The sequence below is a fragment of the Thioclava dalianensis genome, from assembly GCF_000715505.1.
GTDB classification, from domain to species: domain Bacteria; phylum Pseudomonadota; class Alphaproteobacteria; order Rhodobacterales; family Rhodobacteraceae; genus Thioclava; species Thioclava dalianensis.
Genome location: NZ_JHEH01000007.1, coordinates 107,732 through 124,386 on the forward strand (window position 1 = coordinate 107,732; position 16,655 = coordinate 124,386).

A 16,655-nucleotide genomic window follows, 5' to 3' on the forward strand; every position below is an offset into this window, starting at 1 on the left:
GCGCCGCACTCTCGGCTCAGTGTTTGCGACACGGATAGGGAGGGAGTGCTGGCATAGGCGCGGGCGGGACCTCTTCGCGGGCGATCATCGGCAGCAGGATCGAAACCTCGGTGCCAGCCTCCGAGCTTGCGATCTGCACGAACCCGCCGGACTGGCGAGCAAAACCCAGCACCATTGGCAGCCCCAGCCCCGCGCCTGCCCCGACCGGCTTGGTGCTGAAAAACGGCTCGGCCACATGATCGATCAGCTCTTCGGGAATGCCCGGGCCGGTATCGCGTACGCTGACCTTCGCATAAAGCCCCGGCGCGATCTCGGCCCCGTCGAGCGCGCGCGTCAATCGAGTGATCTCGATCACATCACATGTCAGCCAGATACGTCCGGTCCCATGGACCGCATCGCGCGCATTGATCACGAGGTTCAAAAGCGCGGTGATCATCTGGTTCTGGTCGATCCGCACCGGCAGAGAGGGCGCCCCGATCTCATGTCCCAGCACAACGCCCGAGGACAAAAGCGGACGCGCCATCTGCACGCAATCACGCACGATATCGGATAGATCTCTGGGCTCAGGCACCAGCTTGGCCTTGCGCGAATAGCTCAGCAATTGCGCGACCGTCCCGCGTGCCCGCTCAGCCGCCTCGCGCGCCGCTGCGATCATCTCACGGCGTTCACGCGGATCCTGCGAGATCTCGTGCAGCTCCAGATTGCCGAGAATCACCGTCAAGATATTGTTGAAATCATGCGCCACACCGCCTGCAAGCTGGCCGATCGCCTCCATTTTTTGACGCTGGACTGAGGCCTCGGCGGCGCGTTGAGAACGCAGACGATGCGCCCGGGTCGCCAAAAGCGCCTGCGCGAAATAGACGAAGACGCCCGCAAAGCAAAAACACAGCACCACTTTGACGACGAACTCATCAGCATGCGAGGTGATCAGATAGATTGTTGCCACAAAGGCCAACCCGATGACGACGATCTGCCCGCCGACCATCAAAGGCGGCCCATCGGCGCGGCGCAGCAGGAACATCATATATCCGACCAGCGCCACGGTGCCCGGAACCCGCAGCGCGATATCTTCGTAGCCGATCAGGTAGACCGGCATCGATAGGAAGACGGCGCTCAGGGATAGATAGAGCGCGATACAGATGATCAGCCGCACCTCCGAAGGGCGCGCGATGCTGCGTTTGAGAAACAGATAATAGGGCAGATGCCCCCCGATATAGAGAGCGATCCAGACGAGCGTCGATATCCAGCCGGTATAGAAATAAAGAACGGCGACCGTGCCAATGCTGAGCCCGAACCGAAACACCACTTCGATCCAGTTGCTATACTCGACCTCTAAGAGCCGGTCGATCTCGCCTTTCGCATCCATAGAGCAGCCTGCCAGTTTTCCGGAAGCTTACAGAAAAATTCGCGTCTTACATGGCAATTCGGGTCCCGCACGGCGCTTTTCCACGCGAAGCGGGTCTTCTGTGCAATCCGCTCTGCGCCGAGCATGCGATGCGAATATGAAAAATGCGCCCAGTGGGCGCATTATTTCACTCAGGAAGTGAAGTGGTGGCGAGGGGGGGATTTGAACCCCCGACCCCACGATTATGAGTCGTGTGCTCTAACCAACTGAGCTACCTAGCCACTGCGTGCGCTAACTAGGCAAAGCCGTCCCGCCCGTCAAGGGCGTTTTGCGCGAAAACCGCATGGCTTGTCTCTTGCGCCATTTCGCGATTGGCGCGCGGGTGGTCAACGGCTAGGCAGGAGAGACCATAGGAGAGACCATGACGCCCGCAGCCCCCTTGCCCCTCACCCGCGACCTTGTCCTGATCGGGGGCGGCCACACCCATGCGCTCGTCTTGCGGATGTGGGGCATGCGCCCGCTGCCCGGTGTCCGATTGACCGTGATCAACCCCGGCCCGACGGCGGCCTATTCGGGCATGCTGCCCGGCCATATCGCTGGGCATTACCCGCGCGAGGCGCTGGCGCTCGATCTGGTGAAACTCGCGCGCCATGCCGGTGCGCGGCTGGTGCTGGGGGAAGTCCGCGGGATCGACCGGGCCAGCCGACAGATCCACGTGCCGGGTCGCGCGCCGATTGCCTATGACGTGGCCTCGCTCGATATTGGTATCACCTCCGAGATGCCCGATCTGCCGGGATTCGCCGCCCATGTCACACCTGCCAAGCCGCTCGAGCGCTTTGCCGATGCGTGGGAGCGCTTTCTCGCACGCGCGCCCAGCACCCCGCGGATCGCGATTGCGGGCGGCGGGGTGGCCGGGATCGAGCTCGCGATGGCCTGCGCGCATCGCCTGCCCGATGCGCAGATCACGGTCTATGAGGCTGGGACAGAGGTGCTGCGCGCGCTTGGACCGGGCGCACGGGGGCGGCTGCTGGCGCATTGCGCGCGGCTCGGTGTTGCGATCCAGACCAATGCCGCTCTGGCAGGTGCCAGCGAGGGCGAGATACATCTGGCGGATGGGCGGCCCGAAACGGCGGATTTCATCATCGCCACGGGTGCCGCCCGTCCCGCGCCGTGGCTCCCAGAGACCGGGCTTGCGCTGCATGAGGGCTATGTTTCGGTGGGGCCAAGCCTGCAAAGCTCTGATCCAGCCATCTTCGCTGCGGGCGACATCGCACATCTGAGCCACGCCCCCCGCCCCAAGGCCGGCGTCTACGCGGTGCGCGCGGCCAAGCCGCTCTATCACAACCTGCGCGCCGCGCTGTCGGGCGGCGCGATGCGCGGCTATCGGCCCCAGCGCGACTACCTCAAGCTGATCTCGACCGGGGGAAAGGGGGCGGTTGCGGATAAATGGGGCCTGCCGCTCGATGGCGCATGGCTCTGGCGCTGGAAGGACCGGATCGACCAGCGCTTCATGGCGCGGCTCAGGGAGCTGCCCGCGATGCCCGGCCCCCCCCTGCCGCGCGCACGTGCACAGGGCATGGAGGCGGTGCTGGGCGACAAGCCGCTTTGCGGCGGCTGCGGAGCAAAGCTGGGCGGGGAGGCCTTGCGCCGCGCGCTCTCTGGCCTGCCTGCGCCCGCGCGCGCCGATGTGCTCTCGGGGCCGGGCGATGATGCCGCGATCCTTGCGCATGGGTCGGGCGCGCAGGTCTTCACCACCGATCACGTGCGCGCCTTTACTGAAGATCCGTGGCTGCTGGGCCGGATCACAGCCCTTCACGCCATGAGCGATGCCTGGGCGATGGGGGCCGCCCCGCAGGCCGCGCTGGCGCAGGTCACCCTGCCGCGCCAATCCGAGGAGATGGGCGCACGCGCGCTGGCCGAAATGCTGGGTGCCGCGTCAGAGGCGTTTCGCGAAGCGGGCGCGGATCTCGTGGGCGGGCATACCTCGATGGGTGCCGAGTTGGAGCTGGGCTTCAGCGTGACCGGGCTGTGCGCACAGCCCATCGGGCAGAGCGGCGCGCGTCCGGGCGACCGTCTGATCCTGACCAAGCCGCTTGGCACAGGCGTGGTGCTGGCCGCCGAAATGGCACGCGCCGCGCCGGGTGCGGTGGTGGCGCGTGCCTTGGCGCAGATGGCGCAAAGCTCTGCGCGCGCCAGCGACATCCTCGCGCCTCATGCCCATGCGATGACCGATGTGACGGGGTTCGGGCTGGCCGGGCATCTGCTGGGCCTGTGCATGGCCTCGGATGTGTCCGCGCGCCTGTCGTTGGATGCAATTCCGCTGATCGAGGGGGCGGAGGCGCTGGCCGAGGCCGGGCAGCACTCAACCTTGCTTCCGCAGAATATCGCGGGTTGCGCCGGACGGGTGACCGGCCCGCCGGGTCCGCGCATGGAGTTGCTCTACGACCCGCAAACCTCGGGCGGGTTGCTGGCAGCCGTGCCTGCCGCCGATGTGGCCGCTCTTCTGGAAGCGCTGCACGCAGCGGGCTACGCGGCGGCAGAGATCGGTGAGATCACCCCTGGCCCGGCGATGCTGCGGGTTCACGGATCGCGCGTTCAGACTGCGCGATAACCTGAGCGGCAAGCGCCTCTATCGCCTCGGGCGCGAGGCTGGGCGCATCGATCACCTGCTCGTCGAACGCGTGCCGCCTGCGATGCTTTTCATACCGCTGATCGTAGTGATCGCGCATCAATTCGCCTGCCAGCGTGGTAAAATCGCCCGCCTGCGCCTGAGCCAGCCAGCGCTCGATCCGCTCGGCGGGCTGGAACGGGCGCAGCTTGTCGATGACCGCAGTCAGCCGCGCAGGATCGGTGGTGATATCTCCATAGGCCCGCGCCAGATAGGCGGCGCGTTCAGAGAGCGGCGCGCGCAGGCGAATGCGCGGCGCAGAGCGCACCGCAGCCCAGATCCCGCTGGGCAATTGCAGATCCCCGATCTTCGAGCTTTCCGCCTCCAACAGCACAGGCCGCGCCGGATCAAGCGCCGCAATCGCGCGCACCAGCCGCGATTCGAAATCCTTTTGGCTCGATTGCCCCCCCGCCATCGCGCCAAACAGCGAGCCGCGATGATTGGCGAGCCCTTCAAGGTCGATCACCTGCGCGCCCTGTGCCGCGGCTGCCTTGAGAATATCGGTCTTGGCCGTGCCAGTGTTGCCATCCAGCACGACGACCGGGCCGGGCATCGGCGCGCCACAAGCCTCGACCACCAGCTTGCGCCATGTTTTGTAGCCACCCTCGACCAGCTCTGCGCGCCAGCCAACCTGTCGCAGAATCGTCGCGAATGAGCCTGAGCGCTGCCCGCCCCGCCAGCAATAGACCAGCGGTCGCCAGCCTCCCGGCTTGTCGGCCAGCGCCTCGGTCAGATGGCGCGCCGAGTTCTGCGCCACCAGCGCCGCCCCGATTTTGCGCGCATCAAACGAGGAGACCTGCTTGTAGATCGTGCCGACACGCGCGCGCTGATCATCATCGAGCACGGGAAGATTGATCGCCCCGGGAATATGATCCTCGGCGAATTCGGACGGGCTGCGCACATCGATGATGGTGTCGAAATCGAGACCGGCGACCTGCGCGACAGAGGTAAATTGCATCAATAGACCGTAACGGGCGTGCCGATCGGCACCTGATCGAACAGTGCGATGACATGATCATTGACCATGCGCAAGCAGCCGTTCGATACTGCATGCCCAATCGAGCTGGGCTCGGTCGTGCCGTGGATGCGGATCGCAGTGTCACGGCCGTCCTGATACAGATAGAGCGCGCGGGCCCCCAGTGGATTGGTCGGGCCGCCCGGCATACCGTCCTTGTATTTGGCGTAATGCTCGGGGCTGCGCTCGATCATCTCGGGCGTCGGGGTCCAGCTCGGCCATTTGACCTTGCGCGCGACCACGGCCTTGCCGCGAAACACCAACTCCGACTTGCCAATAGCCACCCCGTAGCGCATCGCGACGCCCGGCGCGATCACATGATAGAGGAAGAACTTGTCAGACACGACAATGATCGAACCCACCGCCAGATCCGGCTTCACCCGGACTTGGCGCGGATAATATTGCGACCCAATTGGCCAAGACTTCGCCGGCGCGGTCTCAACGGGGGAGGTCTGCGCAAAGGACGGCAGGGCCGCAAAGGGGGTCGCTGCGAGCGACAAAAGAAAGGCGCGGCGATCCATCGGGATCCTCCTGAGGTTTCGCAAAGCGATGCGATGCGGTTCGAAATCAACCTGAAGGCTATCAAAGCCGCACCAAGCTCTCAAGTTTTCAAGCCTTTGAGCTGCAATAAGACCGCAAGCGTGGCGCAATCGCCCCTGCCCCACTTGCGACGCCGTGGCGCGCCTTGACCCGCGCTGCGCCGCGACCCAATTAAGGGGAAGGAGCGCTCGGCATGCAAAAAACGACCTTCACCATCGACGCAATGCATTGCGGTGCCTGCACGGGCCGGGTGGAGCGTGCGCTTCTGGCCCAGCCGGGTGTGAGTTCGGCCAGCGCCAATCTGATGGCGCGCACCGCGAGCGTGGAATATGAGGCCCCCGCCGATCCCGCGAATCTGAGCGCGGCGCTCAGCGAGGCGGGCTATCCGCCCTCAGACAGCTCGATCCAGCTCGATATCGACGGGATGACCTGCGCGAGCTGCGCAGGCCGGGTCGAGCGCGCGCTGACCGCCCTGCCCGGCGTCAGCGGAGCCCACGTCAATCTTGCCACGAACAGCGCAAGGGTCGATTTCGCCCAAGGCGTGCTTGACCCTGAGGATCTCACCCGCGCGGTCGCGGAGGCGGGCTACAGGGCCACGCCGCGCCGCGAGGATGCAAGCGCGCCCTCTGCCGCCGAGCGTCAGGCCCAAGAGGGCCAAGCGCTCAAGCGGAATTTCCTGACCGCCTTGATCCTGACCCTGCCGGTCTTTGTGCTGGCGATGGGCAGCCATATGATCCCCGGCATGCATCACCTGATCGCCGCGACGATTGGAGAGCGCACAAGCTGGGTCATTCAGGGCGCGTTGACCGCGCTGGTGCTGGCCTTCCCGGGCCGGATCTTCCTGCGCATCGGCATCCCGGCGCTGCTCCGGGGCGCGCCCGAGATGAACTCGCTCGTGGCTCTGGGCTCGCTTGCGGCATTCGCCTTCTCGACCGTCGTGACGCTTGCGCCATCTCTGATCCCGGCCTCGGCCCGCGGGGTCTATTTCGAGGCCGCCGCCACAATCGTCACGCTGATCTTGCTGGGCCGCTGGCTTGAGGCGCGTGCCAAGGGCCGCGCGGGCGAGGCGATCTCGCGGCTGATCGGCCTGCAACCCGACACCGCGCGGGTCCAGACCGAAACCGGCATCGAGGAGCGCCCAATCGCAGAGCTGCGCGCAGGCGATGTGCTGCTGCTCAGCCCCGGCGAGCGAGTGGCACTGGACGGGGTGGTCTGCGAGGGCCAAGGCCATGTCGATGAGAGCATGCTGACGGGCGAGCCGGTCCCGGTCGAGAAAACCGAGGGCAGCCCGATCACCGGCGGCACTGTCAATGGCAGCTCCGCGCTGAGCTACCGGGTCACTGCAACCGGCGGCGATACCGTGCTGGCCCGGATCATCTCGATGGTCGAGGACGCACAGGGCGCGAAACTGCCCGTGCAGGGGCTTGTCGACAAGGTGACGCGCGTGTTCGTACCCATCGTGATGGCTCTGTCTGTGGTGACCTTCGCCATCTGGATGCTTGCAGGCGAGGGCTTCACGCCAGCCTTTGTGGCGGCGGTCTCGGTGATGATCATCGCCTGCCCCTGCGCAATGGGGCTGGCCACGCCGGTCTCGATCCTCGTGGGGACCGGGCGCGGCGCCGAGCTGGGCTTGCTGTTCCGGCGCGGCGATGCGTTGCAGCGGCTGGCCGAAGTCAAGGTGATCGGTTTTGACAAGACCGGCACGCTGACCCAAGGCACCCCCGCGCTGACCGATCTCTACCCGTTATCGGATCTCTCCGAGAACGAGATTCTGGCGCTGGCGGCAGGTGCCGAGGCGCGATCGGAGCACCCGCTGGCCCGCGCGATCCTGAGCGAAGCTGAGGCCCGGGACATCGCCCATGCGCCGGTCAAGCGGGTCAAGGCGCTCTCGGGGCGCGGGCTGCGCGCGCAATCCGAACAGGGGCTGCTCTGGCTGGGCAATGCCCGTGCCATGCAAGAGGCTGGCGTCGATATCTCGGCCCATAGCGCGCGCGCGGCCGCGCTGGCCGAACAGGGGCGCACCCCGGTCTGGATGGCGCTGGATGACCGGCCCGTGGCGCTGATGGCGCTGTCCGATCCGATCAAGCCCGAGGCACGCGCCGCGATCCGCGCCTTGCACGCAGCCGGGGTCGAGGTCGCAATGATCACTGGCGACACAAAAGCCACCGCGCAGGCGGTCGCGCGCGCGCTGGGGATCGATCACGTTCAGGCCGAGGTTCTGCCCGATGGCAAGCGCGACGCGGTCGAGACACTGCGCGCGAAGGGCCCGGTCGGGTTCGTGGGCGACGGGATCAATGACGCACCCGCCCTTGCCGCAGCCGATGTCGGTCTGGCGATCGGCTCGGGCACCGACGTGGCCATTGAGGCCGCCGAGGTCGTGCTGATGGGCGGCGATCCGACAGGCGTTGTGCGCGCGCTGCAGCTGTCGCGCGCGGTGATGCGCAATATCCGGGAAAACCTGTTCTGGGCCTTTGCCTATAACGTGGTGCTGATCCCGGTGGCGATGGGGCTGCTCGTGCCGTTTGGCGGGCCGGGGCTGTCACCGATGCTGGCCGCCGCTGCGATGGCGTTCTCCTCGGTCTTCGTGGTGAGCAATGCGCTGCGCCTGCGCCGGGCGGCGCGCGGATAGGCGGCGCTCTGCCGATGGCCGATCACGCCTCTTCCCCTTTCGATAGAACTCGGGCTTTGGTGGGAAAGTTCACCCGGAGCCCTGCCTATGATGCATCGCCGCCTGTTCCTGTTGTCCTGTGCCAGCCTGGCGGCTTGCGGTGGCACGCCCCACCCGCAGCTCAAGCCGGATTACAATCCGCCACTGCATCGCAATGAGACGCCGAAGATCCGCGCGCTGATCAACCACTATTCCGATCACTACAAAGTCCCGCGCACCCTCACGCATCGCGTCATCCAGCGCGAGAGCCACTACCGCGCCAATGCCCGCAACGGCCCCTATTACGGGCTGATGCAGATCCTGCCGCAGACCGCGCGCGGCATGGGGTTTCGTGGCAAGCCGGGCGATTTGCTCGATCCCGAAACCAACCTGAAATACGCAATCAAATATCTGCGCGGCGCGTGGCTGGTTTCGGACGGCTCTCAGGACCGCGCGGTCTCATGGTATGCGCGCGGCTATTACTACGAGGCCAAGCGGCGCGGCCTGCTCAAGACAATCCGCCAGCCCTGAGGCTCACACCACGCGGCTGCGCGCCTTATTCAGAGCCGCGCAATTCCCCCGCCGGACGCCGCGAGAGCGGGCGCCATGCAAAGATCAGCCCCGCGCCAAGCGTGGCGATCACGCCGCCCGCCACGATGAGGAAGGCAGGCCACGGCGCGAAGTGGAAAGGCGCGCCCATCACCAGATCGACCACCGCCCAGCCCGCAAGCCCGCCAAACAGCACCGCCACCAGACCTGCCGCCGCCCCCATCAACGCGGAGCGCAGCGCAAAGCTCAGCAAAATGGTGCCGCGCGTGGCGCCCAGCGTCTTGAGCATCGCCGCCTCCCAGGCCCGCGCGCGCTCGCCTGCCGCCGCAGCGCCGATCAGCACGACGAAGCCCGTCAGCAAGGTGACCGAGGCCGCAAGCGAGGTCGCCCGTGCAATTGCTCCCAGCGCATCGGTCACCCGCTCAATCGCGTCGCGCACCCGGATCGCTGTGATATTGGGAAAGGCCTTGGCCAGATCGCGCATCACCGCCGCCTCGGCCTTGGGCGGGGCGTAGATCGTGGCGAGCCATGTATGCGGCGCGCCTTGCAGGGCTGCCGGATCGAGGGTCAGGACAAAGCCGATCCCGCCGGTCGAGAAATCGACATCGCGGAACGAGGTGACCTTGGCCGTGATATCGCGCCCAAGGATGTTGACGGTGATATTATCGCCCAGCTTGAGCCCGATCTCCTCCGCCTCCTTGGCCGAGAAGCTCGCAAGCGGCGGACCGTCATAATTCTTTGGCCACCACTTGCCCGCTGTCAGCTTCTCGCGCGGCACATCGCTATAGGTCACGCCGCGATCCCCGCGCAGCACCCAATGCTCGCCTGCGACCTTGCGTGCGTTTTGACCGTTGATCTGCGTGATCACGCCGCGCAGCATCGGCACGGCCTCGACCTTGGTGACTTCGGGCATCTTGGCCAGAAGTGCTTTGAACGGGTCGATCTGGTCGGGCTGGATGTCGATCACGAAATAGGCCGGTGCGCGCTTGGGAAGATCCTGATCGATGGCACTGCGCAGACCGGAATCGACCTGACCGACGGCTGCCAGAACCGACAGACCAAGCCCCAGCGACAAGATCACCGAGCGCGCCTCGGACCGCGGCCCGCCGATGGCGGCCAGCGCTGCGCGCAAGGCAGGTCTGCCGCGTGCCAGATGCTGGCCCGCACGCGCCGCGCGCCGAATGCCCCACGCCGCCGCACTCAGGATCAACAGCGCAAGCGCGATGCCCCCGAGACTTGCAAGCGTCAGGCCCCAAAGCCCCGAAAACCATGCCGAGACCACGACCAGCACCACCAGCAAGACGCCGGTGATCGCGACGGTGGGCCATGGCGGGAAGCGCCGCCCGTCGCCGATATCGCGATAGAGCGAGGCCGCGCGCATCGCCGCCATACGCGAGAGCGGCCAGAGCGCGAAAATTGCAGCGATCAGCGCGCCGTAAAGGGCCGCCTCGCCCAAAGGCCCGGGCGTGACCCGGATCGCGACGGGGATCGGGAGCGCGTTCTCGATCAGGCTGGATGCGGCAAGGACCAGCCCCACCCCCAAGCCCAGCCCCGCGAGGATACCGATAGCCCCAAGCGCTATAAGCTGGATCAGGAAGGCCGCGCGGATCGTGGCGCCAGTTGCCCCCAGCGCGCGCAGCGTGGCGATGGTGCCCGCCTTGCGCTCGACCCAAGAGGCGACGGTGGCCGAGATGCCGACCCCGCCCACAGCCAGCCCTGCGAGCCCCACAAGCACCAGAAACGAGCCCAGCCGGTCCACGAAGCGCTGCGCCCCCGGAGCCGCGCGCCTGCGGTCCGACCAGCGCATCCCCGCATCGGCAAAGCGGCTTTCGGCCTGACGGTGCAGCGTCGCCAGATCGGTGCCGGGCGGCAGGCTCACGCGGTATTCGGTCTCAAAAAGCGATCCCGGCGCCAGCAGCGACGTGCCCTGAATTGCCGAAAGCGCCACGATTGAGGGCGGCCCCAGCGCAAATCCCGTGCCGGTGCTGTCGGGCACACGCTTGATCTCGGCCATCATCACAAAGCTCTGGCCGCCCAGTTCCACCCGGTCGCCCGGCTTGACGCCCAGCCGGTTGGCAAGGATCGGATCAAGGAAGATACCGGGCGTGCCGCCCTCCCCTTTGAGCGCGTCCACACCGACCGGGGGATCGAGCTGCAATTTCCCGGTCAACGGATAGGCCCCGTCCACCGCCTTGACCTGCGTGAGCGCGCGGTCGGCGGCATCCGTGCCCGTGCTCAGCATCGAGCGGAACTCGATCACCTCGGAGAGCGCGCTTGAATGGGATTTGATCCAGTCGAGCTCGCCCGGCGTGGCGCGGCGATAGGTGAATTCATATTGCGCATCGCCGCCCAGCAGCACCGCGCCCTGATCGCTGAGCGCAGAGGTGATCGCGCCGCGCACCAGCCCCACGGCAGCAATCGCCGCGACGCCCAGCATCAGACAAAGCAGCATGACCCAAAAGCCGCGCAAGCCGGCACGCAGCTCGCGCCGGGCAATGGTCAGGGCGAGCCCGATGGCGGGCCTCATGCGGAGACGCTCTCGAGCACACACCCGTCGCGCAGCTCAACGATCCGGTCGCAGCGCGCCGCCAGTTCCGGGGCGTGGGTCACCAGAACCAGCGTCGCCCCATGGCGCTCTTGCAGGCCAAACAGCATCTCGATGATGCCCGCCCCGGTCTTGGTATCGAGATTGCCCGTGGGTTCATCGGCCAGAAGGATCGCCGGGCGTGGGGCGACCGCACGGGCCAGTGCCACGCGTTGCTGCTCGCCGCCCGACATCTGCGAGGGGTAATGCGTCCCGCGATGGCCCAGCCCGACCGCTGCAAGTTCCTCGGCGGCCCGGTCGAACGCATCGGGCACGCCCGCGATTTCAAGCGGCATCGCGACATTTTCCAGCGCGGTCATCGTCGGGATGAGGTGGAAGCTTTGGAACACCACCCCCATATTACCACGACGGAAGCGGGCCAGATCATCTTCGGACATTGCCGAGAGATCGTGTCCCAAAGCCGAAACCAACCCCGAGGTGGCGCGTTCAAGCCCGCCCATCAACATCAGGAGCGACGATTTGCCCGATCCCGACGGCCCCGTGAGCCCCACACTTTCGCCCCGCGCGACCTCGACAGTGATCCCGCGCAGGATCTCAACCGGCCCGGCATTGCCCGCCAAAGCGAGTTTGGCATCTTTGAGCGCGAGGATCGGGTCGGTCATGGGCACCTGTCTTTCTTTTGCTTCAAAGGGATATGGGCCGGATGGCGCGTGGCGCAAGCGTCTGGGGGCCGGAATTCTGATCTCTGCCCTTTTCGCGCTGCCGGTTGCAGCCCAAACCAAGATCCTCGCGCTGGGGGATTCGCTCACCCAAGGCTATGGGCTAGCCAACCCCGAAGACGGGCTTGTCCCGCAGCTTCAGGACTGGCTGCATGCGCATGGGGCGCGCGATGTCACAGTGGTGAATGGCGGGGTGTCGGGCGACACGACCGCAGGCGGCAAATCGCGGCTCGATTGGCTTTTGACGCCTGACACGGATGCGGTGATCGTGGCGCTCGGCGGCAATGATCTGCTGCGCGGCCTTTCCCCGTCCGAGGCGCGCGCCAATCTCGATGCGATCCTGTCAGATTTGCAGGCCAAGCATATTCCCGCGCTGCTAGCGGGCGTGCCTGCGCCGGGCAATTACGGGGCCGCGTATAAGCGCGATTTCGATGCGATCTACCCCGATCTGGCCAAGAAATACGATGCGGTTCTGGTGCCCGATCTGCTCGCACCGCTGGCCGCCGAGACGCCCGAGGCGCGCGATGCGCAAAAGCTGATGCAAAGCGACAATCTGCATCCCGCGCCGGCGGGGGTGAAAAAGGTGGTCGCAGCGCTTGGGCCAAAGGTGCTTGAGTTGCTGGCGAAGGTGAAACCCGGCAGCTAGGGGCGCTTTTGGGCTGACCGGGGGAGCCTCCGGCGGGGATATTTAGATCAAAAGAAAGAGGCTCAGATCCGTGCCGCGCGCCGGTCCATCACCCAAAGCGCGCCTGCGCCAATGACAGCGACGATGGCACCGCTGGCGGCGGCCAGTTCATAGCCCGCAAGCGCCGTGCCAAGCGCGAACATTGCCGCCGAAAACGCATCCCCTGCGAGCTTTTGCAGCGCCATCAGCGAGGCCCCCGCACCCGGTCGGTTCGACAGAAGGTCTTGCAGGTAGGCCATCGGCTGGGTCAGCACGACCGCCCCGCCCGCAGCCCCCGGCACGGTGAGCAGCCAGACATAGGGCGTGGGCGCCAGCAGCGGCAGAAATGCCAGATGGATGGCATAGAGCGCAGCCCCGATCCAGATCAGCGCCGTGCGCTCGACCCGCCCGATCAAGGCGGGCAGCGCCAGCATGAAGGGCACCTCCAGCCCCGCCATGATCCCGGCATAAAGCGCGGTATCGCCCGCGCCTCGGCCCGGGGTGGCCGCGAAGACCAGCCCCATCACCACCAGATAGAGCATGACCGCGCCGTTGATCGCACCCAGCGCCACGACCCGGCTCAGGATCGGCAGATTGGCCATCTCTTGCAGGGATCGGCGGAAGGTCAGCCCCGATTTGGGATCGGGCCAACGGGTCGCGCCGTCGCGCGGCCAGAAGACCAGCACGAGGGCGAAAATCGCGATGCCGAGGGTCAAGGTGACCGGGTAGATCACGGTAAGCCGCGCGCCGTGATCGAACACCACCGCCCAGATCGGCAGAACTGCGAGCCATGGCAGCGCAAAGAGCGCCCGCAGGGTCGAGAGGATCGCGGGGCGGTCGCGCTCGGGATGGATTGAAGCTGCGAGCCGCGCCAGCGCGAAAAGCTGGCCGAAGATCGACGCAGAGAGCGGCAGGATCAACGCATTCGCGATGATGAAGAAGGTGGCATTGTCGCCCGCCAGCACCAGCGCCGAGGCGAGGATCACCATCGCCGAGGTGCAGAGCGCAATGCCGCGCCGGTTCGCGCGTTGGTCGGCAAGGATCCCAAAGCCCACGGAGGCCGAGACCGAAATCACCGAAGCCGCCATCAGCACCAGCGAAAAGGTGCTGTCGGACAGGTCAAAGACCTTGATCGCGAGCGCCGAGACATAGGGGCCCATCGTGGCGGCATGGGCACCAAACAGCACGAGAAGAACGGCTGCGAGCCGCAGCGCGGGATCTCTTAATATGGGTCTGAACGGCGCGAGCATGGGGCGCATTTGCGCCTATTGCGCCGCAAGATCAAGGGGTCAACGCCAGTCGAAGAATCCCGTGGGCGCTTGGGACAGAAGCTGTTGCGCCAGATTGCGGCCCAGCTCTGCGCCGTCAGAAATCGGTGCGCGCCCCTCGCCCGAAATCGCCTCAGAGCCATCGGGGCGCAGGATCTCGCCGCGCAGCCACAACGTATCGCCCTCGATCCGCGCCAGACCCGCGATCGGCGTCTCGCACGACCCGTCAAGGGCTGCGAGATAGGCGCGCTCGCAGGCCAGCCGCTGGGCCGTGGGTACATCATGGATCGGCGCAAGCAGCGCCTCGGCGCGGGCATCATCGATCCGCCGCTCGATCCCGATTGCGCCTTGGGCCACCGCAGGCAGCATGTCTTCGGGCGCAATCGGCGCGGTGGCGACATCGGCCATGTTCATCCGGCGCAGCCCCGCCATCGCGAGGAAGGTCGCCTCGGCCACCCCGTCCTTGAGCTTGCGCAGACGGGTCTGGACGTTGCCGCGAAAGCCCACAACCTGCAGATCAGGCCTGCGGTAGCGCAGCTGGGCTGCGCGGCGCAGGCTCGAGGTGCCCACCACGGCCCCTTGCGGCAACTCGCCGAGGCTTGCGTGATTGAGACAGACAAAAGCGTCACGCTCATCTTCGCGCGGCAGGTAGCAATTGAGGATCAGGCCGGGCGGTTGCTCGGTCGGCATGTCCTTCATCGAATGCACCGCCAGATCAATCCGACCGGCGCTCATCGCGTCTTCGATTTCCTTGGTGAACAGCCCCTTGTTGCCGACCTCCTTAAGCGCGGTGTCGGCGGCGATCATACCCCGGTCATCGCCGGTGGTCTTGATCACGACGATCTCGAAAGCCTCTTCGGGCAAGCCATGGGCGGCCATCAGGCGCGCGCGCGTCTCATGGGCCTGCGCCAGCGCGAGCGGCGAGCCGCGCGTTCCGATCTTGAGCGGGGATTTTGCATCGGGCATCTGCATCATACCCCTCGCATAGCCGCGTCAGATCGCCCACGCAAGCGCGCTACGCTTGACACTTTGTATAAGGTCGCCATGAAGGGGCAACACAAGGAGGCACGAATGGCCGAGAAAACGATCCTGCGAGCCCTCAACGGCGAGGTTTTGCCCACGCCACCGATCTGGATGATGCGTCAGGCGGGGCGCTACCTGCCCGAATACCGCGCCACCCGTGCCAAGGCGGGCGACTTTCTGTCGCTGTGCTACAATCCCGAACTGGCCGCCGAAGTCACCCTGCAGCCGATCCGGCGCTACGGGTTTGATGCCGCGATCCTGTTTGCCGATATCCTGCTTTTGCCGCAGGCGCTAGGGGCGGACCTGTGGTTTGTCACCGGCGAAGGCCCGCGGCTGTCGACGGTCACGAGTGCTGCCGATTTCGCCAAGCTCAAGACGCGCGACGACATCCATGAGACGCTCAACCCGATCTATGAGACGGTGGGCATTCTCAATCGCGAGCTGCCCAGCGATGTGACGCTGATCGGCTTTGCGGGCGCGCCTTGGACGGTGGCAACCTATATGATCGCCGGGCGCGGCACGCCCGATCAGGGGCCAGCCCATGCGCTCAAGGACAGCGACCGCGAGACCTTCGTGAAGCTGATCGACCTGCTCACCGTCTCGACGATCGAGTATCTCAGCAAGCAGGTCGAGGCCGGCGCCGAGGTGGTCAAGCTGTTCGATTCCTGGGCAGGCAGTCTCAAGGGCGCGGATTTCGAGGATTTCTGCGTCGAGCCGATCCGCCAGATCGTCTCCGAGCTGAAGGCGCGCTTCCCGCAGCTTCCCGTCATCGCCTTCCCGCGCGAAGCGGGCGATGGCTATATCGGTTTTCACGAAAAGACCGGCGTCGATTGCGTGGCGATCGACAACTCGGTCAGCCCCGAATGGGCGGCGCGCAATGTGCAGATCGCGGGTTGTGTGCAGGGAAACCTTGCGTCGAAGCATATGGTGACCGGCGGGCAGGCTTTGATCGACGAGACCCGTCAGGTCGTCGAGGCCTTCCGCAACGGGCCGCATATCTTCAATCTCGGGCATGGCATCACCCCCGATGCGGACCCTGAGAACGTGGCGCTGATGATCGAGACGATCCGGGGGGGCTGAGCGCTCAGCCCTCGAGGAAGACCAGCCCGAGCGAGCTGATCAGCAGCAACGCCATCACGATATTGAAGGCGCGCAGCCGTGCCCCCGTGCCAAGCCAGCGGCTGAGCCCCTGCCCGAGCGCGGCCCAAACCGTGACGGCGACCAGATCGACCATCAGAAAGGTCGCGCCCATCACGGGCGCGCCCAGCAGACCGTAGAGCGTCACGGCACTCAAGGTCATCGCCCAAGCTTTCGGGTTCACCCATTGGAAGGCCGCGGCCTGCAGGAAGCTGAACGGGTGGGCCTTGCCGCTCTGGCCCGGCGCGCCGGACCTCGCGATCTTCCATGCCAGCCAGCACAGATAGAGGGCCGCGACAATTGTCAGCCAGCTGTGCAAGGTGGGAAAGCGGACAAACAGCTCTCCGATCCCCAGCGCGATCAGCACCACCATCAGCGCATGGCCCAAGGCCACGCCCAGCATATGCGGCACGCTCGCCCGGAATCCAAAGGTCGCGCCCGAGTTCATCAGCATGATATTGTTCGGCCCCGGCGTGATCGCCGCGACAAAGGCAAAGCCCAGCAGGGATAGCAGCAATTGTAGGGTCATGCGGGG

The 16,655-nt window shown here is 66.0% G+C and carries 13 protein-coding genes and 1 tRNA gene; 5 read left to right on the top strand and 9 right to left on the bottom strand.

Features of this window, described 5'->3' with window-relative positions:
• Nucleotides 1-16: 16 nt before the first annotated feature.
• Nucleotides 17-1,366 carry an ATP-binding protein gene (locus DL1_RS20830; RefSeq protein WP_051693425.1) on the bottom strand — a complete coding sequence of 450 codons (1,350 nt, stop codon included), beginning with the start codon at nucleotides 1,364-1,366 and terminating at the stop codon, nucleotides 17-19.
• Nucleotides 1,367-1,549: 183 nt separating this feature from the next.
• Nucleotides 1,550-1,626, bottom strand: a tRNA-Met gene (locus DL1_RS08150).
• Nucleotides 1,627-1,766: 140 nt separating this feature from the next.
• Between DL1_RS08150 and selD the strand changes: the two genes are divergently transcribed.
• Entirely contained in the window at nucleotides 1,767-3,956 is a 2,190-nt protein-coding gene (selD, locus tag DL1_RS08155; protein WP_038064717.1) for a selenide, water dikinase SelD, read from the top strand.
• On the opposite strand, the gene mnmH is transcribed toward selD, so the two are convergent.
• Together mnmH and DL1_RS08165 are read right to left on the bottom strand one after the other, a co-directional pair.
• The gene (gene mnmH / locus DL1_RS08160; RefSeq protein ID WP_038064720.1) at nucleotides 3,898-4,971 is read right to left on the bottom strand and encodes a tRNA 2-selenouridine(34) synthase MnmH; all 1,074 of its coding nucleotides are present in this window, start codon (nucleotides 4,969-4,971) and stop codon (nucleotides 3,898-3,900) included. The two genes, selD and mnmH, sit on opposite strands and share 59 nt — an antisense overlap.
• Entirely contained in the window at nucleotides 4,971-5,549 is a 579-nt protein-coding gene (locus DL1_RS08165) for a L,D-transpeptidase (protein ID WP_038064722.1), read from the bottom strand. The genes mnmH and DL1_RS08165 overlap by 1 nt, the downstream gene beginning before the upstream one ends.
• Before the next feature lie 212 nt (nucleotides 5,550-5,761).
• On the opposite strand from DL1_RS08165, the gene DL1_RS08170 reads away from it, so the two are divergent.
• A complete protein-coding gene (locus DL1_RS08170; RefSeq protein ID WP_038064724.1) occupies nucleotides 5,762-8,197 on the top strand; it encodes a heavy metal translocating P-type ATPase in 2,436 nt (811 codons plus the stop codon).
• A gap of 87 nt (nucleotides 8,198-8,284) precedes the next feature.
• A complete protein-coding gene (locus DL1_RS08175) occupies nucleotides 8,285-8,746 on the top strand; it encodes a lytic transglycosylase domain-containing protein (RefSeq protein ID WP_081856285.1) in 462 nt (153 codons plus the stop codon).
• Nucleotides 8,747-8,771: 25 nt separating this feature from the next.
• On the opposite strand, the gene DL1_RS08180 is transcribed toward DL1_RS08175, so the two are convergent.
• Together DL1_RS08180 and DL1_RS08185 are read right to left on the bottom strand one after the other, a co-directional pair.
• Complete coding sequence (locus tag DL1_RS08180) at nucleotides 8,772-11,291, bottom strand: ABC transporter permease (RefSeq protein ID WP_038064727.1); 2,520 nt, start codon at nucleotides 11,289-11,291, stop codon at nucleotides 8,772-8,774.
• On the bottom strand, nucleotides 11,288-11,971 hold the full coding sequence (locus DL1_RS08185) for an ABC transporter ATP-binding protein (RefSeq protein WP_038064729.1): 684 nt from the start codon (nucleotides 11,969-11,971) through the stop codon (nucleotides 11,288-11,290). Before DL1_RS08185 ends, DL1_RS08180 begins: the two co-directional genes overlap by 4 nt.
• Here DL1_RS08185 and DL1_RS08190 point away from each other — a divergent pair.
• On the top strand, nucleotides 11,970-12,674 hold the full coding sequence (locus tag DL1_RS08190; RefSeq protein WP_038064731.1) for an arylesterase: 705 nt from the start codon (nucleotides 11,970-11,972) through the stop codon (nucleotides 12,672-12,674). The genes DL1_RS08185 and DL1_RS08190 overlap by 2 nt on opposite strands.
• 62 nt (nucleotides 12,675-12,736) lie before the next feature.
• Here DL1_RS08190 and DL1_RS08195 read toward each other — a convergent pair whose 3' ends face one another.
• Both DL1_RS08195 and hemC read right to left on the bottom strand, forming a co-directional pair.
• The gene (locus tag DL1_RS08195) at nucleotides 12,737-13,951 is read right to left on the bottom strand and encodes an MFS transporter (RefSeq protein ID WP_156022723.1); all 1,215 of its coding nucleotides are present in this window, start codon (nucleotides 13,949-13,951) and stop codon (nucleotides 12,737-12,739) included.
• A gap of 30 nt (nucleotides 13,952-13,981) precedes the next feature.
• Complete coding sequence (gene hemC / locus DL1_RS08200; RefSeq protein ID WP_051693431.1) at nucleotides 13,982-14,926, bottom strand: hydroxymethylbilane synthase; 945 nt, start codon at nucleotides 14,924-14,926, stop codon at nucleotides 13,982-13,984.
• 105 nt (nucleotides 14,927-15,031) lie between these two features.
• Here hemC and hemE point away from each other — a divergent pair, with 105 nt between their 5' ends.
• Complete coding sequence (gene hemE / locus DL1_RS08205; protein WP_038064737.1) at nucleotides 15,032-16,063, top strand: uroporphyrinogen decarboxylase; 1,032 nt, start codon at nucleotides 15,032-15,034, stop codon at nucleotides 16,061-16,063.
• A 4-nt stretch (nucleotides 16,064-16,067) separates the two neighbouring features.
• Here the strand turns inward: hemE and DL1_RS08210 are convergent, their stop codons facing one another.
• On the bottom strand, nucleotides 16,068-16,649 hold the full coding sequence (locus DL1_RS08210; RefSeq protein WP_038064739.1) for a LysE family translocator: 582 nt from the start codon (nucleotides 16,647-16,649) through the stop codon (nucleotides 16,068-16,070).
• Nucleotides 16,650-16,655 lie beyond the last annotated feature (6 nt).